General features: G+C 34.9%; 14 protein-coding genes, 1 pseudogene and 1 riboswitch. All 15 genes and pseudogenes read right to left on the reverse strand.

Annotated features, from left to right (window positions below):
- Positions 1 to 145: 145 nt before the first annotated feature.
- On the reverse strand, positions 146 to 916 hold the full coding sequence (locus tag BKP45_RS23635) for a DoxX family protein (RefSeq protein ID WP_084787513.1): 771 nt from the start codon (positions 914 to 916) through the stop codon (positions 146 to 148).
- 349 nt (positions 917 to 1,265) lie between these two features.
- Positions 1,266 to 1,466: pseudogene (locus BKP45_RS01390) on the reverse strand (Crp/Fnr family transcriptional regulator); the annotation flags it as partial.
- 45 nt (positions 1,467 to 1,511) lie between these two features.
- Positions 1,512 to 2,033 carry a DoxX family protein gene (locus BKP45_RS01395; RefSeq protein ID WP_071388069.1) on the reverse strand — a complete coding sequence of 174 codons (522 nt, stop codon included), beginning with the start codon at positions 2,031 to 2,033 and terminating at the stop codon, positions 1,512 to 1,514.
- A 273-nt stretch (positions 2,034 to 2,306) separates the two neighbouring features.
- Complete coding sequence (locus BKP45_RS01400) at positions 2,307 to 2,966, reverse strand: TetR/AcrR family transcriptional regulator (protein ID WP_071388070.1); 660 nt, start codon at positions 2,964 to 2,966, stop codon at positions 2,307 to 2,309.
- Positions 2,967 to 3,037: 71 nt separating this feature from the next.
- The gene (locus BKP45_RS01405) at positions 3,038 to 4,060 is read right to left on the reverse strand and encodes an ABC transporter permease (protein ID WP_071388071.1); all 1,023 of its coding nucleotides are present in this window, start codon (positions 4,058 to 4,060) and stop codon (positions 3,038 to 3,040) included.
- On the reverse strand, positions 4,057 to 4,785 hold the full coding sequence (locus BKP45_RS01410) for an ABC transporter ATP-binding protein (RefSeq protein ID WP_071389006.1): 729 nt from the start codon (positions 4,783 to 4,785) through the stop codon (positions 4,057 to 4,059). Before BKP45_RS01410 ends, BKP45_RS01405 begins: the two co-directional genes overlap by 4 nt.
- A 174-nt stretch (positions 4,786 to 4,959) precedes the next feature.
- A complete protein-coding gene (locus BKP45_RS01415; protein WP_071388072.1) occupies positions 4,960 to 5,559 on the reverse strand; it encodes a hypothetical protein in 600 nt (199 codons plus the stop codon).
- A gap of 533 nt (positions 5,560 to 6,092) precedes the next feature.
- Positions 6,093 to 7,640, reverse strand: a complete 1,548-nt coding sequence (locus tag BKP45_RS01420; RefSeq protein WP_071388073.1) for a glycine betaine uptake BCCT transporter — start codon at positions 7,638 to 7,640, stop codon at positions 6,093 to 6,095.
- 345 nt (positions 7,641 to 7,985) lie between these two features.
- Positions 7,986 to 9,023 carry a ribonucleotide-diphosphate reductase subunit beta gene (locus tag BKP45_RS01425; RefSeq protein ID WP_071388074.1) on the reverse strand — a complete coding sequence of 346 codons (1,038 nt, stop codon included), beginning with the start codon at positions 9,021 to 9,023 and terminating at the stop codon, positions 7,986 to 7,988.
- A 14-nt stretch (positions 9,024 to 9,037) separates the two neighbouring features.
- The gene (locus tag BKP45_RS01430) at positions 9,038 to 11,263 is read right to left on the reverse strand and encodes a ribonucleoside-diphosphate reductase subunit alpha (protein ID WP_139193715.1); all 2,226 of its coding nucleotides are present in this window, start codon (positions 11,261 to 11,263) and stop codon (positions 9,038 to 9,040) included.
- A 167-nt stretch (positions 11,264 to 11,430) separates the two neighbouring features.
- A riboswitch (cobalamin riboswitch) is annotated at positions 11,431 to 11,629 on the reverse strand.
- A 171-nt stretch (positions 11,630 to 11,800) separates the two neighbouring features.
- On the reverse strand, positions 11,801 to 12,820 hold the full coding sequence (locus BKP45_RS01435; RefSeq protein WP_071389008.1) for a cytochrome d ubiquinol oxidase subunit II: 1,020 nt from the start codon (positions 12,818 to 12,820) through the stop codon (positions 11,801 to 11,803).
- Positions 12,821 to 12,846: 26 nt separating this feature from the next.
- On the reverse strand, positions 12,847 to 14,181 hold the full coding sequence (locus tag BKP45_RS01440; RefSeq protein ID WP_071388075.1) for a cytochrome ubiquinol oxidase subunit I: 1,335 nt from the start codon (positions 14,179 to 14,181) through the stop codon (positions 12,847 to 12,849).
- A 15-nt stretch (positions 14,182 to 14,196) separates the two neighbouring features.
- The gene (gene cydS, locus BKP45_RS23475) at positions 14,197 to 14,298 is read right to left on the reverse strand and encodes a cytochrome bd oxidase small subunit CydS (protein ID WP_407639569.1); all 102 of its coding nucleotides are present in this window, start codon (positions 14,296 to 14,298) and stop codon (positions 14,197 to 14,199) included.
- Between the two features lie 256 nt (positions 14,299 to 14,554).
- Positions 14,555 to 15,337: a CsxC family protein gene (locus tag BKP45_RS01445; RefSeq protein WP_071388076.1), complete on the reverse strand. Its 783-nt coding sequence runs from the start codon at positions 15,335 to 15,337 to the stop codon at positions 14,555 to 14,557.
- A 1,137-nt stretch (positions 15,338 to 16,474) separates the two neighbouring features.
- On the reverse strand, positions 16,475 to 19,582 hold the full coding sequence (locus tag BKP45_RS01455) for an efflux RND transporter permease subunit (RefSeq protein ID WP_071388078.1): 3,108 nt from the start codon (positions 19,580 to 19,582) through the stop codon (positions 16,475 to 16,477).
- Between the last annotated feature and the right edge of the window lie 3 nt (positions 19,583 to 19,585).

Below are 19,585 nucleotides of genomic sequence, written 5' to 3' on the forward strand. Positions count from 1 at the left end.
TCGTAATTTTGTACTTTTTAACAATTTAATATTTTTTTGTTTATCCATTAAGATCATTCACCTTTACCTAACCATATTGAAATCCTGGAAAAGAATCAAAAAGTACACGACCAATGGAAGTCGTGTACTCTCTATTTAAATTATATTATGCTGTAGTTTCTACATTGTTTGTTTTCTTAATTAGCTTACCGAATACCAATTGCTTTAAATATGGTAATACCCAACGGTCTCCACCAAATTTCCCTGCATTAGCACCTGCTGCTAAAATAAACATTGAAATTAAGATCATCCACGGATTTGTTGATACTGTTCCCGCAAACATGAAACTGAAGTTCATCACAACTCCGAAGAATGCAGCTGCTGTAGTTAGTACACCTAAAATTAAGCCTAACCCTACTAGGAACTCTCCCCAAGCTACCATAAAGCTAAAAAGATCAGCATTAGGAATAGCTACATTTTCTAAAAACGCTACATAGTTCGGATACACTAAACTTTCTCCACTCATTACTGGGTTATTGACTGNTGAAATTAAGATCATCCACGGATTTGTTGATACTGTTCCCGCAAACATGAAACTGAAGTTCATCACAACTCCGAAGAATGCAGCTGCTGTAGTTAGTACACCTAAAATTAAGCCTAACCCTACTAGGAACTCTCCCCAAGCTACCATAAAGCTAAAAAGATCAGCATTAGGAATAGCTACATTTTCTAAAAACGCTACATAGTTCGGATACACTAAACTTTCTCCACTCATTACTGGGTTATTGACTGACCCGTTCAAGTATCCTGCAGCATTGAAAGGTTCGCCAGTGATTTTACCCCATCCTGCAGTTAACCACTTCCAACCTAAATATATTCTTAACACCGTTAATATTCCAGATGCATATACGTTATTTCTTAAAAAATTCATAAACATAAGTCCTTCACTCCTTATTTAAAATTAAATTTATGCGTTAGTTAGTGATTACTAACTTACTTTAAGTATAATATATTTATTTGTGAATAGTTGATCAAAGTTTGACGAATTTGTTACTTTTTATTTAATAAACTGTGACGATAGTGATAACCACTGTAGAATGAATTTTATAATTGATTCTACTCGCCAGTATTTATATTTAACCTTCTTAACTAAAATATAGTTTTATGTGACTTTGGTTTTGCAATCTTGAAAATCACTCAAATGAAATAATTTCGTCATTTCTACTATGACGTAGAATCAAAAGTACACGACCAATGGAAGTCGTGTACTCTCTATTTAAATTATATTATGCTGTAGTTTCTACATTGTTTGTTTTCTTAATTAGCTTACCGAATACCAATTGCTTTAAATATGGTAATACCCAACGGTCTCCACCAAATTTCCCTGCATTAGCACCTGCTGCTAAAATAAACATTGAAATTAAGATCATCCACGGATTTGTTGATACTGTTCCCGCAAACATGAAACTGAAGTTCATCACAACTCCGNGTACACGACCAATGGAAGTCGTGTACTCTCTATTTAAATTATATTATGCTGTAGTTTCTACATTGTTTGTTTTCTTAATTAGCTTACCGAATACCAATTGCTTTAAATATGGTAATACCCAACGGTCTCCACCAAATTTCCCTGCATTAGCACCTGCTGCTAAAATAAACATTGAAATTAAGATCATCCACGGATTTGTTGATACTGTTCCCGCAAACATGAAACTGAAGTTCATCACAACTCCGAAGAATGCAGCTGCTGTAGTTAGTACACCTAAAATTAAGCCTAACCCTACTAGGAACTCTCCCCAAGCTACCATAAAGCTAAAAAGATCAGCATTAGGAATAGCTACATTTTCTAAAAACGCTACATAGTTCGGATACACTAAACTTTCTCCACTCATTACTGGGTTATTGACTGAACCGTTTAAGTATCCTGCAGCATTGAAAGGTTCGCCAGTGATTTTACCCCATCCTGCAGTTAACCACTTCCAACCTAAATATATTCTTAACACCGTTAATATTCCAGATGCATATACGTTATTTCTTAAAAAATTCATAAACATAAGTCCTTCACTCCTTATTTAAAATTAAATTTATGTGTTAGTTAGTGATTACTAACTTACTTTAAGTATAATATATTTATTTGTGAATAGTTGAGCAAAGTATGACGGAATTGTTACTTTTCTTTGAATAAACTGTGACAATAGTGATAACCTCACAAATAGAAAAAACCTTCCCTTCTTATATACAGAAAGTAAGGTTTTCTACCGTGGTAATAGTCTATCCTTAAAAAGAGTAGTTTAGATGATGAAAAGACAGACTTATATTTAAACATGTTACTTCACTATTAATCCATTCACTAATAATTGAATCGTACTGTTCATTTCTAGTTCATAATCCCATTGTTTTTCAGGTAACAGCACAAACATTGACACAAGAGTTCCAACAATCGTCGTTATGATTAATCGTATAATTGTATCAGGTGGTAACGGAACAACTTCTCCTTTATCTTGAAATTCAATTATCTTATTTTTAAATTTTTCATAGATATGATCCTGAAATAATTTCATGTAAGGCTCTTTCAATTCATCGTGAAGTGAAATTTCTTGAAGGAGAATTCTAACAACTAATGAATGTTTTTTTACAAACTCATACCTATTTAAAGCTAAGTTTCTAATAAAATCTTTAAAACTTTTATATTCCACTTCAAATATATTTTTAGCAAAATCTTTTGCCATATGTGGCCCGACAAGTTTCGTCATTAACGGAGAAACAATAGCTATAAGTAATTCTTTTTTAGTATGGTAATGACGAAATATCGTTCCTTCTGCTACTCCAGCTCTTTTTGCAATTTCACTCGTCGATGTCGCTGCATATCCTTTTTCAGAAAAAGTTTCAATAGCTGCTTCTAAAATTTTTAATTGTTTTTCACTGTATTTTACTTCGTTGCTTACATCTAATAATAATAGTTCCCTAAAGGAATCTGATTGTGACATATTTATTTGCTCCTTTAATCACTACAAGAGTACTATCATTATAAACCTTTAGCCAACATCAGACAATTTCTCTAAATCTTTCGGTGTTTTTTTAGAGCGAGATTATTTAATATCATAAAACCAATAGAACATAACATTAATATTGTTAAGTTAAACACTATATCTGATATTCCTTTTCCTCGTAACATAATATCTCGCATTGCTTCTCCACCATAGGTTAAAGGCATAATAATGCTTAATGATTTAAGCCACGGAACCATCGTATCAACATTAAATAGACCTGAGAAAAATACTTGAGGGACAATGACAATTGGAATAAATTGAAACATTTGTAATTCAGTTTTCGCAAATGCAGATAGTAAAGTTCCAAGAGTAAGAGCGGTCATTGATAAGATAAGGGTTATTAATAATACTAACCAAATTGAACCTATCATCGTCATCCCCAAAATTTTTATAGAAAAAAAGACGATAATCGCTGATTGTATCGTTGTAAAGATCCCGAATCCTAGTACATAGCCTATAACGATTTCCCAGCGCTTTATGGGTGTTGATAATAATTTTTCTAAAGTTCCACTCGTTCTCTCCCTCAGAAAAGAGACTCCTGCTATAATAAATACAAAGAAAAAAACAAAGAAACCAATTAAAAAGGGACCTATATTATCAAATGTACTCATATTTTCAGAACCATAATAATAAACGATTTCTGGTTTCGATTGTTTTTCGACATTTGAATTTTGGAGACTTTGTATGGCTGTTTGAACCATATGAATTACAGCATTATTAATAGCTGGATCAGTTCCTTCAATAACGATCGTTGGTGAGCTTTCTTGAATAACTAAATATCCATCAATCTCTGTGTTTATTAAAGCAGTTAACGCACCTTTTTCTTCGTTAAACATCACTGCATTTTCAAACTTTTCAGCAATCCTTTCATCCCCACCTACAAGACCAACTGTTGGCTCATACTTTTCTCCAGCAAAAACTAGAGAAACTAACCAAAGGATAAACATAGGCGCAACGATAATCATCGCAATTGTTCGTCTATCTCTTATAAACTGCCGTATAATTCTTATAACTAATGCTTTTACCTTCATACATCAGCACCTCCATATTGTAAAAAAACTTCTTCGATTGAAGATGCATTTGTTTTCTCCTTTAACTCTTCTGGAGATCCAGTTGCTATTATATGACCATCCTGAAGTAATGCTAAACGCTCACACTTTTCTGCTTCATCCATTACATGGGTTGTAACTATTATAGTCGTACCGTTTTCACTTAGCCTCTTAAGTTCGTTCCACACAGACTGCCTTAGTACCGGATCAATCCCCACTGTTGGTTCATCTAAGATTAATATTTCTGGTTCGTGTAACAATGATATAGCTAAGGATAACCTTCTTTTCATTCCCCCTGAATATTGACTTACTGGCTTCCTCAGATTTTCTGTAAGCTTAACTAAATCCATGACTGAATCAATTCTGGCTTTTCTTATACTACCTCTCAATCCGTAAATTGCGGCAAAAAAATCTAGGTTTTCTAAAGCTGTAAGTTCACCATATAAAGCATCTGATTGAGCCATAAACCCAACCTTCTTAAGTAATGATAGGTTCGGCATCAATACATCTAATACACGAATCGTCCCACTGTCTGCATTGTTGATACCTGCAATCATTTTTACTAACGTTGTTTTCCCTGCACCAGATGGACCAAGCAATCCAAAAATTTCACCTTCATTAACATCTAAATTAATGTTTTGTAAGACTAAATTATTTTCAAAGCTTTTACAAACGTTTGTTACTTGTACTTTTAAAGAAGTATTCATCATTTGCTGACCTCCCATCTTTTAATGAGTGATTACTCACTTTTATTTTATGTAATAATAAGGTCATTTACAATAACTAACTGAAAAAAACTTTATTCCCTGAAAAGAAAAAAAATCCCTACTACCATGTAGTAAGGATTTTTCACATCATTTCCCATTTTTCTCATAAAGTAATTAATCTGCACTTGCAGAGTATTCTTCAAACCCTTCCTTTGTTTCACGGTAGTGCATAATATCTTCATCAGTGAAATAATAAATAGAAACTGAAGAAACCTTATTGTTTTCAAAGTATACAAAAACTTGCGCGTTCATACTTCGCTCTGTCAAACCCGCAACATCGACAGATATAAGCTCGTTACTATACTTGTAGCCATCTTCCGTATAATCATATCTCCATGCATGCATAATCGTATCTTTATGATTAACAATTGGCTCGCCGAGTAATTGCTTCACATCATTAATTTCCTTTCCTACAATAACTTTACCTTTTAATAAGGTGACAATATCTTGATCAACTTCCGATGCACTTTCTTCCTGATTTAGGTTAGAATCTTCTTGCTTAGATTCCTTCTGTTCGGTTTCTACTTCTTCCTTTGATGTTTCTTCTTCGATACTAACTTCATCATCTAATTCTTCTTTTTCTGCTTCTTCTTGTTCATTTTTTTCTTCTATAGAGTCTTCACTTTCAGGGATTTGCGTTCCTTCATCAGGTGAACAAGCAGTCCCTAGAACTAGTAAGCTTGAAAACAAAATAAAAAATAATAGGTTTTTCATTTTCTTTCCTCTCCTCGTTATTGTTTTGTTAATCAAATCAATTATGATGTTTAGAGATCCAATTAATTAATTCACTCTATATACCTTACAACTTATAAAATAGTTTTCAACTTTCATATTTTTTCTTAACCCTTATCTTTCAAGTGTAAAAGAGTGCAAGGGTACACCTTAGTTTACCTACTGTAGTCTGAAAAAGTAATCTATTTTACAAGAAAAGCGCAAGCGCCTTGGTCACGAGCGAAAGGCACTGGAAGGCCTTTGACAGAAGCCGCTCTTTGGCTTCTTACGTTTACGTGCTTCTGCGTCTTCTAGCATAGCTTCGTAGCAAACTTCCTCGAAGCAAAGCTGCATGAAGCTAATCGACGAAGGATCTCAAGCAGTAATTGAAGTCCGTTGCTTGACTGAAGTGACCGAGCTCGTAGGCGCTGAAGCTAGACAGTATCCAAGTTAGAAATTTATAAATTCTGATACTGGAAAAAAGACACTTCTATTATTAGAAGTGTCTTTTGAAACTACCCGTAATTAGCATTTACTTATATAGCAGTCTTACCAACTATTTTTTTCTCCTTTTTATTCACCGCTGTTATATCTTTAGCTTTATTTTGTTCTTTTAAATCTTTATTAAGTCCTTTTACCAAACCATAACACATGATCAATATGATAATAGTAAGCGGTAAAGCACTAACAATGATAGCCGTTTGTAATCCGGCTAACCCTCCAGAAGCCATTAATACTAAAGTTGACGCAACAAGAATAATTCCCCACGTAACCTTAACTCGATTGTTAGGGTTTAACTGACCACCAGTTGTCAGCATTCCTAATACAAACGTTGCCGAATCAGCTGAAGTAACAAAAAAAGTGGTTATCAATGCTACTGTTAAAATAGAAAGAACAATTCCGAAAGGTAGATGTTGATATACGTAAAATAACGCTGTTTCAAGTCCCTGACCTGATACATTTAGACCTTGAATTAATTCTAAATAAATCCCGGTTCCACCAAATACCGTAAACCAGAGACCACAAACAAGTGTTGGGACTAGTAATACCGCTATTGTGAATTCACGTATCGTTCTTCCTTTTGAAACGCGAGCAATGAACATACCGACAAATGGTGTCCATGAAATCCACCATGCCCAGTAAAATACTGTCCACCCTTGTGTAAAGGCTGCTTCATTTCCATCGAAAGGTGATAAACGTAAACCCATTAGAGCAACATTTTGCACATAGCTACCTAGACTTGTCGTAAACATGTTGAGTAAAAATAGCGTAGGACCAAGGATTAGCATTGCAAATAAAAGTAATGTCGCTAATGACATGTTAATATTACTTAAATACTTTATACCTCGAGAAATTCCTGTGTTTGCTGAGATGATGAAAAGAACTGTTATGATACCCATAATTAACATTTGTACCATAAAGTTATTAGGAATACCGATAAGATATTCTAGTCCTGCGTTTATTTGTTGAGAGCCTAAACCTAATGAAGCTGCTACTCCAAATAAAGTCGCAAAAACCGCGATGACATCGACTGTTTGACCAATCGGACCTTTCACCTTTTCACCAAGCACAGGATAAAGTGTTGCGCTCATTAATCCCGGTGCGTCTTTTCTAAACTTTTGATAAGCAAGTGCTAAAGCGACCATTGCATAAATAGCCCAAGCATGTAAGCCCCAATGAAGCCATGTATAGCGCATCCCCATAATGGCAGATTGTTCTGTACTGCCCTCTCCCATAGGTGGTGAAGCAAAATGAGCAATTGGTTCCGCTACTCCATAGAATAACAGTCCTATCCCCATACCTGCTGAGAATAACATCGCAAACCATGTCGGTCGACTAAATTCTGGTTTAGCATCTTCTTTTCCAAGTTTAATCTTACCAAATTTACTAAAGATCATATAAATAGCAAAAATCAGAAAAAATGTAGCTACTAGTTGATAAAACCAACCAAAAGATTCAAGCACAAAGCTTTGAGCAACAACCATTGCTTGACCTAACTGATTAGGAATAAGCACACCAATTAATACAAAAAGAGCAGCGATACCAACTGATACTTTAAAAACTGACCTGTCACTTTTATCCATTATTATGACACTTCCTTTCCATAATCGTTCTACTGTTCGTAAAGTTTTTTCTGTACATACAATATAATTTAATTAAACCATAAATTACCGCAAATGTGAAAAGCCATACTCAGCGATATTCTCGAGTTTTCATTGATAGTCATGAATAGCTTTAAATTATCCCCTAAGATATTTCGTATTGCTCTTATTTTAAGTATCATCCTCTTGTTTCCGAAAAACTAGTCATTATATCAAACTTACTTGTCTTAATTTTATTCCATAATAATGAAAAAGAGTTTTTAGCTAATAATGCTAAAAACTCTTGAATTTCATTTCACAGTTACTCGTTTACTTATTAATCATTTTTTAAAGATCATCAAATCCATTATCAACTGATACTTTTGTGTACTGGCGTGATTTTTGTTCAAAGAAATCGCTTTTGCTACTATTAACGTCCTCATAGGCTTTAATCCATTTCATAGGATTCGTCCGATAGCCTTCATATGGTCGCTCAACTCCTAGCTCATTCACACGCTTATTGGCGATAAACTTTATATAAGCCTCAAGATCATTCATTTCGACTCCATCTATTTTTTCTCCAATAATATATTTCGCCCACTTTATTTCAAGTTCAGCAGCTTTACGAAACGTTCGTTGAACAAACCTATGATTAGCTTCACTATTAAGTTCAGGATACTCTTTTCTCAATTCCTTAAAAATATTTGAAAATAAATGAACATGCAGTTGTTCATCACGATTAATATAATTAATCATCGTTGAGGTTGATACCATTTTTTGATTTCGTGCTAAATTGTAAAAGAAACTAAAGCCTGAATAAAAATTTAAACCTTCTAATATAACATCAAATACAATCGATTCTAATAACGTTTGTGGAGTTGGATGTTCAATAAAACGTTCATATCCTTCAGCAATAAAATCATTTCTTTCACGAAGGATTGGATCATGTTTCCAATATTCAAAAATCTCATCTTGTTTATGTTTTTGAACAACACTAGATAAAACATAGGAATAGCTTTGATTATGAACCACTTCTTGAAACGAAAGAACAGTCATTAATGCTGACAAACTAGAATCTGTTAAGTATTTGGCCACATGCATCGAATAATCGGTTTGAATACTATCTAAAAAAGCAAGTAAACCAATAATTTTATTAAAAGCTTCTTTTTCAGTTTCAGATAAACTTTCATATTGCTTAATATCCGTCGACATATTAATCTCAAACGGTGTCCAAAAATTTGCAAGCATATTTTTATATAGAGGATAAGCCCACGAAAATCGTACATCATCCCAATTTAAAACGTTAGAACTTTTTCCATTAATGATTCCCGTTGAAGCATTTGGTGCTGTAACATCATAAAGTTTACGTCGTTGCAATATACTCATAAATTAATCCTCCCTTAGCTTGAACAACTTTCACACTCTTCTATCTCACTAGAAGTTGAACGAACATAATAAGTAGTTTTTAATCCTGCTTTCCATGCTGCTATATGAAGTTCTAACAACTCCTTAGCACGTATCGTATTTTTCACATAAATGTTAAATGAGATCGCTTGATCGATGTGTTTTTGTCTTGCACCATTTTGTTTAACACTCCAATGCTGATCGATCATGTGAGCCGGTTTATAGTACCAAGTTGTCGTAGCACTCAAATCAGGAGCAGTAACTGGAATTTTATAATTTTTCTTCTCTTCTGAGTATTCTTTTTTAAATATTGGATCAATTGATGCAGTCGAACCAGCGATGATCGAAGTTGAAGAGTTTGGTGCCACGGCAAGCAAATAACCGTTTCGAATTCCATTATTCATTACTTCAAACTTAAGTTGCTTCCATTTCTGTGAGTGATATTCTCTATCATCAAAATATTTACCAGACTCCCATTCAGAGCCTTTAAACATCGGATAAGCACCTTTCTCTTTTGCCAGTTCAAGACTTGCCTTTATTGAAAGATAATTAATTTTTTCATATAAATGATCTGAATATTCAACAGCCTCATTTGATTCCCACTTTATTTGTTTTAACGCAAGTAAATGATGCCATCCAAATGTTCCTAAACCTACGGCTCGATACTTTTGATTAGTGATCTCAGCTTGCAAGACGTTAATACGGTTTAAATCAATAACATTATCAAGCATCCTAATTTGAATTGGGATTAATCGTTCTAGAACGTCATCGAGTACTGCTCTAGCCAATGATATTGAGCTCAAATTACATACAACGTAATCACCTGGCTGCTTTGTTACGATGATTTTTCCGTCTTTTGTGGCCTCTTCCTTTACCGTGGTTGCACTCATATTTTGCATAATCTCTGTACAAAGATTTGATCCGTAAATCATCCCAGCATGTTTATTTGGATTTAATCGATTCACTGTATCTCGATAAAACATGTATGGAGTACCTGTTTCTAACTGCGATATCATGATTCGTTTAAATATTTCAATTGCAGAGACTACTTCTCGTGATAAAGCTTTGTTTGCAATACATTGTTGATACTTTTCTCGAAAACTCCCCTTACCTTGTTCTTCGTCATAGTAATCTTCTAAAGAAAAACCCATCACTTGCCGAACTTCATGTGGATCAAATAAATACCATTCTTCTCTTTGTTCCACCATTTCCATAAAACAATCTGGAATACAGACGCCGGTAAATAAATCATGTGTCCTAAGCCGCTCGTCGCCATTATTTAATTTTGCATCTAAATAAGAAAAAATGTCTTTATGCCAAACATCTAAATATACTGCTATTGCGCCTTGACGTTGCCCGAGTTGATCGACACTAACAGCTGTATTATTTAACTGCTTCATCCATGGTAAAACCCCCGATGAGTTCCCTTTGAACCCCTTAATTGACGAGCCTTTCGCACGAATTTTACCTAAGTATAATCCTAAGCCACCACCGTTTTTACTCACAGTCGCTGCATCTGTGTTACTATCAAATATGCCTCTTAAACTATCATCAACTGTATCAATAAAGCAGCTCGATAATTGTCCATAACTTTTTCCTGCATTTGCTAAGGTCGGTGTTGCAACCGTCATATAAAGATTAGATAAAGCCCAATATGCTTCTTTCACGAATTCTAATCTTTTTTGCTTCGGCTCTTTACTCATTAATGTCATCGCAATGATCAAAAAACGTTCTTGTGGAAGTTCATAAATTAACCCTTCATGTGTTTTGGCTAAATAACGATCCGCCAACGTCTTTAACCCAATATATGTAAATAATTGATCATTTTTAGGAGTAAGATATCTTTCTAATTCATTAATTTCCATTGGGTCATAACTGTTTTTTAGCTCCTTACTATAGATCCCTTTTTCATATAAACTTTCAATGAGATGATTAAATGATTGATAGATTCGTCCGCCACGATTTCTTTCAACCTGTTTGTATAAAAGCTTTAAATAAAGTTGTGCTGCAATATACGTCCAATCTGGTTCTTCACTAGAAACTTGATCAAGCGTTTCTAAAATAAGAGTATTTATAATTTTATCCTCATTTTGATCATCCAATTTCTCCAAAATTCGCAAAGATTTTTCTTCAAAACTTATTCTATTAAGGTTGGGAAATTTATTTATAATATTAGTTATTTCTTCTTCCCATTTTTGTTTATAATCAATAACTGCATTCAAGTTATATCCACCTCTCTCAATTTTTCTTATCTTTCCTAACGTGTAAAAAACCCCTTCCAATGCAGAAAGGGGCTAGAGAAACGGCATAATATAATTTATGAGCAGGTAATAAACCTCTCAGGTCATTATTCGCACCGTTTCTAGAATCCTAGTCCCCGAAGACTTAGAAACTTGTAGGAAAACAGGCAGGTCTCCTGACTTTTGCTTCACCCTACTTTGAGCCTTCCCATATAAGCACCACAAAAGTGACAATCTTATATAGTGGTTTTCTCATTTCGTCCACAATTACAGTTGCGGGGACAGTTTCGGATTTTCACCGAATTCCCTATTAAGCCTATATTAGACACCTGTATTTCCAAAATATCAGTAATATTTCAATATATAGTTTTGGAGAAAAGGAAAAAAACTATATATTGTACTCGTAATTTTATATTAGTATTCACTATTTTGCAATTGTTTTGTTTATTCGAGGAATTACTTATAAAGCCCTCAGCCACTACTGAAAAATTAACTAAGGACTTCGTACAACTGTTTTAATTATTTATTACCTTGAGCCTTTGTATAGTCAGCATTAAAAATAAACAAACGGAAGAGCATGAATAAAGACGGAATGAGCAATATTAATCCGCTAATAAATGCTATAATTAAGGAAATACCCATCTCGTCACCAGTAATACTTTCATATATCGTTAATTTTGGATAGAGGATATAAGGTAGATGTGTATAACCATATCCAAAAAAGGCGAATCCGTATTGTAAAGCTACAAAAATAAATGCTGTACCTAAATATCTTTGCTTATAAATCAACCAGACTGCCCCTATGAAAAATATTAACGATAAAGCAAAAAAGTGGAATTCTCCAACCATTGCCAGAAAGTGTTCCAAATTATGAGTTCGTAACGTTAAAAAGACTAAGAAACTTAGGAGGATTGTTGGGCCACTCCAAATTAACGTAGCCTTTCTCATCAATTGAAAAGCATCGTTATCTTCTGCTCGCTGTGCGTAATATGTTAAAAAGCTAGCACTAATAAATAAAACACTAACAATCGATAATAGAACTACAATCCAAGAATATGTACTGGAAAAAAGTTCAGAAAACAACAAGTGAACATGGCCACCTTCTTCTACAATAAATCCACCTTCAGATATCGTTAAAACGATTGATAAAGAAGCTGGGATAAACAAACCTGACACACCATACAAAAACAAATAGATGCTATTTTCCCTTACCCCATAATTCGCAAATGCATAAAAAGAGCCTCGAATGGCAAGAAGTACTAATGCTATACTTCCTGGGACGAGCAATGCTGTCCCATAATAATAGGCAGTGTCAGGAAAAAATCCTATCAAACCAACAAAGAAAAAAACGAGAAAAACGTTGGTTACTTCCCATACCGGAGATAAATATCGATCTATTACAACACGAATACTATGCTTTTTATCTGTTACCTTTGCATAAAAAGAATAAAATCCAGCACCAAAATCAATGGATGCAACCATTAAATATCCATAAAGAAAAATCCATAATACGGTGATCCCGATAATTTCAACGGAAATTTCATTCATTGTAACACCCCACGTTCCTATAAAATAATCCCTCTTTTTTCGATCTCAGTCTCTGCAGATTTTTTTGAAAATAAACGAATTAAAATAACCGGTACTAATAAACCTAAAACGAAATACAAACTTGTAAACAAAATTAGCATTTCAAACACTTGTCCTGCTGTCGTGACCGCTTCACCTGTCCTCATAAGACCTACTAAAATCCACGGTTGCCTACCTACTTCAGTCATAATCCATCCTGATTCGATAGCAAGCATTGCTAAGGGTCCACCTATAAATATGCCTCGTAATATCCAAGGGTGTAGCGAATTTAATGCTTTGACATAATAAAAAACAAAATATAGAACAGCAACAAATGCTAAGAACATTCCACTAAATATCATAATGTTAAAAAAATAATGAATATAAAGTGGGGGCCATAAATCTCTTGGGAAATCATTAAGTCCTATTACTTCCGCATCAGGGGAATTATAGGCCAATATACTGAGAGCCGCTGGAATTCCAATACCGTATTTTACCTCTAGTGTTTCCTCATCAAGAATTCCACCTAAAAGCAATTTAGCTCGGCTTTCTGTCTCAAAATGCCATTCAGCTGCTGCTAGTTTTTCTGGTTGGTACTTGGCTAAATACTTACCAGCGAAATCCCCATTTAACATGGTAAAAATCGAAAAAACTAAACAACCTATCATTGAAAGATGTAGTGCCTTTTTATAATAAACGTGACCTTTCCCTTTTAATAAAAAGTAAGCTGTAATACTTGCCAATACAAATCCTGAAGTTAAATAAGCTGTTGTCAATACGTGTGCAACCTTTGTCGGTGTAGCAGGGTTAAACATCGCAACTAATGGTTGTACATTCAAAAATGAGCCATCAACTAATGTGAAGCCTCTTGGTGTATTCATAAATGCATTTACAGTTGTAATAAAAAATGCAGATGCTGATGACCCAATTACAACAGGGATGGATAATAACCAATGAAAAATGGGATTAGAAAAACGGTCCCACGTATATATGTAGATCCCTAAAAAAATGGCTTCAAAGAAAAAGGCAAAAGTCTCCATAAACAATGGTAGTCCAACTAAGTGACCGGCTTTTTGCATAAAACTAGGCCATAATAAGGATAATTGCAAACCTATAATCGTGCCAGTTACGACGCCAACAGCAACAAGAATTATGTAACCTCTCGTCCACCTCCTTGCTAATAAGATAAAGTATGGATCTTTTCTTTTTATACCAATTAACTCGGCTAAACATATATAAAGCGGTAAACCAACACCGATCGTTGCAAAAATAATATGAAATGCTAACGTTATAAATGTAAGTAAACGGCTTAATAATAACGTATCAAACTCCAATTTTTATTCCTCCTTCTACTTATAATTTTCTTTACTTTTTAATGCCCATATAAAGAAAACAATAACTGAAATAAAAACGACAAGTACTGGGGCAACCATTATGATAAAAAAATCCACCTTTACCAAACCCTTTCATTTTTCTTAAATGCATCACTTATTTTTACCGTTATTGGTAAAAGTATGTAAAAAAAGAAAAACACAACTTATTGATGTAAAAAACGATAGAAACATGTTAGATGAAAGGAAAGTCGAAAGATGATAGACTTTCCTTTCACACAACTAGAATATAAGAATTGCAATAAGCCATTTACGTGTCCCTACTTTAATTCTAAAGAAAAACCTAAGGCTTAAGAATAAGCCCTAGGTTTTACGGTTATTTTTTTGAGTCTACATTCATTTGTTGCTTTTGTAATACTTTTAGCTTAATTTCTACCACCATTTTTTCTTCGATTTTCGTAAATGTACCTTCTTCGAAAGGTGCCTTAATGCATTCGCCTCTTTGGTTGTATACTTGGCCCATTTTACGATCTAATGATTCATCGTATTGAATAAAACGGCTAGAAAGTAGCTCACAATATGGTAACTCGTTAAATTCCTCGCCACTAAACTGGTCAAATTGTGATAAGTCTCCTGAAAGTAGATGTTCTTTTGATGAGAAACCAGCTGGAAGCTCAGACTTAGTAAAGAACGTAAATGTTTGATCCTGTGGTCCAAATGAAAACTGAGGTTTTCTAATATAATCAATTTCTGTAACAGCATTAAATGGAACGTCAATTGTTAGTGATCGAATACTAGAAATAACAGCATCTTTTGTTCCATATTTAGGTGTCGCATATTGAATGTTTTTACGGACAAAACCTGCTAAAAATAGTTTGTTTGTTGGTAATAATAAGCGGCATTGTGTTATTTTCAAATTTTTCTTGATATTCTTTATTTCTAGTACTGGTTCTGGAAACTCAATCTTAGGATTTAATTCTAGCTGTACAACTGTTTCTGCTAAAACAACCGGAACTTTAACAGTTGCCTTTCCAGTAATAACATCTGGATCAACATTATGATTACTAACTTTTGGTGAAAGAGCATTTTTTTGCTTCATTGGCTGGTAGTTAAAAAATGGCGGTGCCGGTTTTTTTCCATGATTTCTTTTATCTGACATAAACTATCACCTCCTTACGTGTTTGTTATAGTTTATGTCCACATAAATATTGAGTATAGGTTACTTAAATAGATACAAGCACTAATTAGTAATTAACTAACGAATTCACTAGTAACAAAAATACCTGTTTAAATAAAGCTGAACTTCAATCAGTGGGGGTTTTCCTTCATCCCCCACTGATTGTTAGTTCAACTTATACCACGGGCATAAGAATAACTAATCATCAGCTTCACTGATGAAAGTTATTCTATATCGGACCTTTAGGGGCAGTTTATCCTCCACCTAAACTTCTCGATTTTCTTACGTTTTGAGGTGGGGGTCTTACTTGCCCCTTAAGAGTGGGATAAACCAAATTCTATCTAGCTTCATCTTGTTACCTATCAACACGGCTTACCGTTTCTTTTTTCTATTACGATTAACAAGAATTTGATGATCATTACTAGAAATCGTGGTTTTCTATTTGGCTTGCGCTTCAATTTCCATCTCATCCTGTATAAAAGATAAATTACCAACCGCATATCGTTATCCTAGAGAAATCTACAGCTATTGCTAAACGTTTACAACATTCTTAATTTTTGTTTTTTAATTTTTTCAACAGGGTTGTTATTCGGTTCGGGTATATACGGTCTTATCTTTTCCACTGTTTCTTGCATAATCTCACCGAACTCAAATTGATGTTTTATGCGCGATTCGGCTTTTTTTATGCGCGTTTTCACAAATTTGTGCGCGNTGGNCATTTTGTGCGCGTTTTCTNNTCGNTTNTGCGCGNTTCGNCCTTGTTTCTGCNCGATTNGGCTTTTTTTATGCGCGTTTTCACAAATTTNTGCGCGNNGGCCATTTTATGCGCGTTTTCTTNTCGATTGTGCGCGATTCGCCCTTGTTTCTGCTCGATCCGACTCTTTTTATGCGCGTTTTCACAAATTTGTGCGCGATTCGGCTTTTTTTATGCGCGTTTTCTTCTCGGTTGTGCGCGATTCGCCCTTGTTTCTGCTCGAGCCGACTCTTTTTATGCGCGACTTTCTATACTTGTTACTTAATTTGTCCTTAGCTTTATTATAATCTTCCAAAATCCCAAACATAAAAATAGAGCACAAATGCTATTACCACCATTTGTACCCTTGTAAAAATTAACTTCTATTACGAAACCTCTGCATCACTGTCGTCTTTCTTACGAGAAAATAAACCTTTCCACCAGTTTGTAAAACTATCGGTATAGATATAAATGACAGGTACTAGCACTAAAGTAATTATTGTAGAGAATGTTAATCCAAATACAATAACAGTTGCCATCGGTGCTTGAAGTTCTGCACCTTCTCCAATTCCAATCGCCAGTGGCAACATAGCTAAAACAGTTGTTAACATTGTCATAAGGATTGGGCGTAACCTTGTTGGACCTGCTTCCAAAATAGCTTCTTCTCTAGTCAAGCCCCGCTCTCTTAACTTATTAATATAATCAACGAGAATGATCGCGTTATTAACTACAATTCCAGCTAACATAATAATCCCAATAAAAGCTGGCGCACTTAACGGTCTGTTTGTTAATAGAAAGCCTACCATAATCCCGATAAACGTCGCTGGCAAACTAAACATTACAATAAAAGGATATAATACTTTTTCAAATTGGAAAGCCATCACTGCATAAACAAGAAAAATGGCTAGGACTAATGCAAGGGCTAAATCAACAAATGCATCCATCATCATTTCATATTCCCCACCTGTATGATAATCATATCCTTCAGGGAATATATATTGATCTAACTCTGCTTCAATTTCTGCAATGACACTACCTAAATCTCGGTCCATAATGTCACCACTAACCGAAACCCCACGAGTCTGATTTTGTCGTGTAATAACTGTTGGCCCTTCTGCTTGTATAAAATCAGCTATTTCAGAGAGGGGAACAAGGTCACCTGTAGGCGTTAGTATCGGTAAGTTTTGCAAATCAGTAAAATTCTCGCGATATTGATCAGGTAAAATAACTTTAATACTTACTTCTTGCCCTTCTCTACGCATAAGTGAAGCTACTTGTCCACTAACACTACTTCTGACCGTATCCATAACTTCTGCATAAGATAATCCGTGTTGTCTCGCAACATCTCGATCAACAACAATCTGCATTTCTGGCCTTGTTTCTCCCATCGAATGGGTGACATTTGATGTGCCTGGTACTTCACTAATAATATCTCTAATATCATCTGCTATTAGTTTTAGAGTCTCAAGCTCATCCCCCCTTACTTCGATATCAATCGGATTTCCACCCATTCCATCACTTTCAAACGATCTAACATTGACATCAATAGTAGGAAGCGTCTCAGTAAAATCTCTAAATACTTCAATTAATTGATTAGTCGTAATACTTCTCTCATTCGCTGGTATAAGCCGAATAAAGAAATTACCATCACTCGAGCCTCCACCCATACCCATCATGCCGCCACCGCCAATAGACGTTTGCACGACTTCAGTTACGCCGGTGTCTAGTAAGAATTCTTCTATCTCCTTTACAGCTTCTAGCTTACCTTCAATTGATGTCCCAGGTGGAACTTCAAAGCTTGCTGAAATCTCCCCTTGATCAAATGCGGGCATCAATTCAAGACCTACTAATCTAACAGTACCTAAACTAGCAATCAGTAAAAACATTGTACCAAACACAATTGTTTTTTTATGATGAATGGACCATCTTAAAATTTTTCGATAACGTTTAGTTATTCCTTCAATAAAACGTCCGAAGCCTGCACCAATTTTCCTAAATCCTTTAGGCTCTTCGTCGACCTTTATCTCTGGTAACAAAAGTCCTGACAACATTGGAACAATCGTTAATGCAACAATTAATGATGCAATCAAAGTAAACCCAACAGTTAGAGCTAATGGCATAAATATTTCAGCCGCAATTCCTTGAGTGAAAACGATCGGAAGAAAAACAACTAAGCTAGTCATCGTCGAAGCAATTACCGCAGAAGATACTTCAGAAGCACCTTTTATTGCAGATTCAACTCTACTATAGCCTCTTTCTCGAAATTTATAGATATTCTCTAAAATGACTATCGAGCTATCAACTAACAAACCAATACCTAGCGCCAGGCCACCTAAGGTAATAATATTAATTGTTTCACCGGCAAAATAAAGTAAGGTAAAAGCAGAAATAATAGCGATCGGAATTGATAACCCAATGATTAGCGTACTTCTTATACTTCTCAAAAATGCTAAAAGAACAAGAATAGCCATCGCTCCACCAAGAAGCATGTTCATAGTAACACTATTAATAGATTCTTTAATAAACATCGAAGAATCCATAATTTTAGTGAGTGTTACACCTTGTGTTAAATTTTGTTGAAGATTATCTAGTTCCTTCGATACCGCATCAGCAACCTCAACGGTATTCGCATCAGCCTGCTTTGAAATATCAATGTTTAATGTAGGTTTACCATTAACATAGGCATACGACGACTGTTCCTTAAACGTATCCTTCACTTCAGCTATATCAGACAACTTAAGAGTTTGTCCTGTTCTTAGGGGAATATTAATATTCTCAATGTCTGATATCGTACGAAATTCTCCTACAATTCGTAACGGCATTTCTTGGCCACCACGGGTAAGCTCACCCGCAGGTGCACTAATGTTTTCTCCACCAATCATCTGTGCAACTTGAGCAATTGTTAAACCGTATCTTTGCATTAATACCAAGTCTGGTTCAACAATAACTTCTCTTTCTTGGCCACCGGTTAAATTGACAGAAGCTACACCTGGAATACGCTCGATACGAGGGACAATATTGTCCTCTGCAATATAAGTAAGCCTCGTTAAGTCCATTTCTGCTGAAACACCAATTTGCATAATTGGCATTTGGTTCGGATCAAATCGCATTGCAGAAGGTGTTCCGGCACCATCTGGTAACATCGGACGAACCATATCTATACGGTCACGGAGATCAAGCATAACACTATCCAAATCAGTATTAAAATCAAACATTAACAAAATCAATGATTGATTTTGCGTTGAAATGGACTGGATGGTTGTTAGACCTTCTGTAGCGCTTAACACTCCTTCTAGTGGCCTAGTAACCAAACTCTCGACCTCTTGTGGAGCTGCACCATTATATGGGGTTGAAACAGCTGCAATTGGCAAATCTAAATCTGGCATTAAATCTACTTTTAAACCAGATAAAGACACCACACCTAACATAATCATGACGAGCGCGATGATAACTACACCAACCGGCCGTTTAACCGATTCATTTATTAGTCTCATTTA

This window comes from Anaerobacillus alkalidiazotrophicus (genome assembly GCF_001866055.1).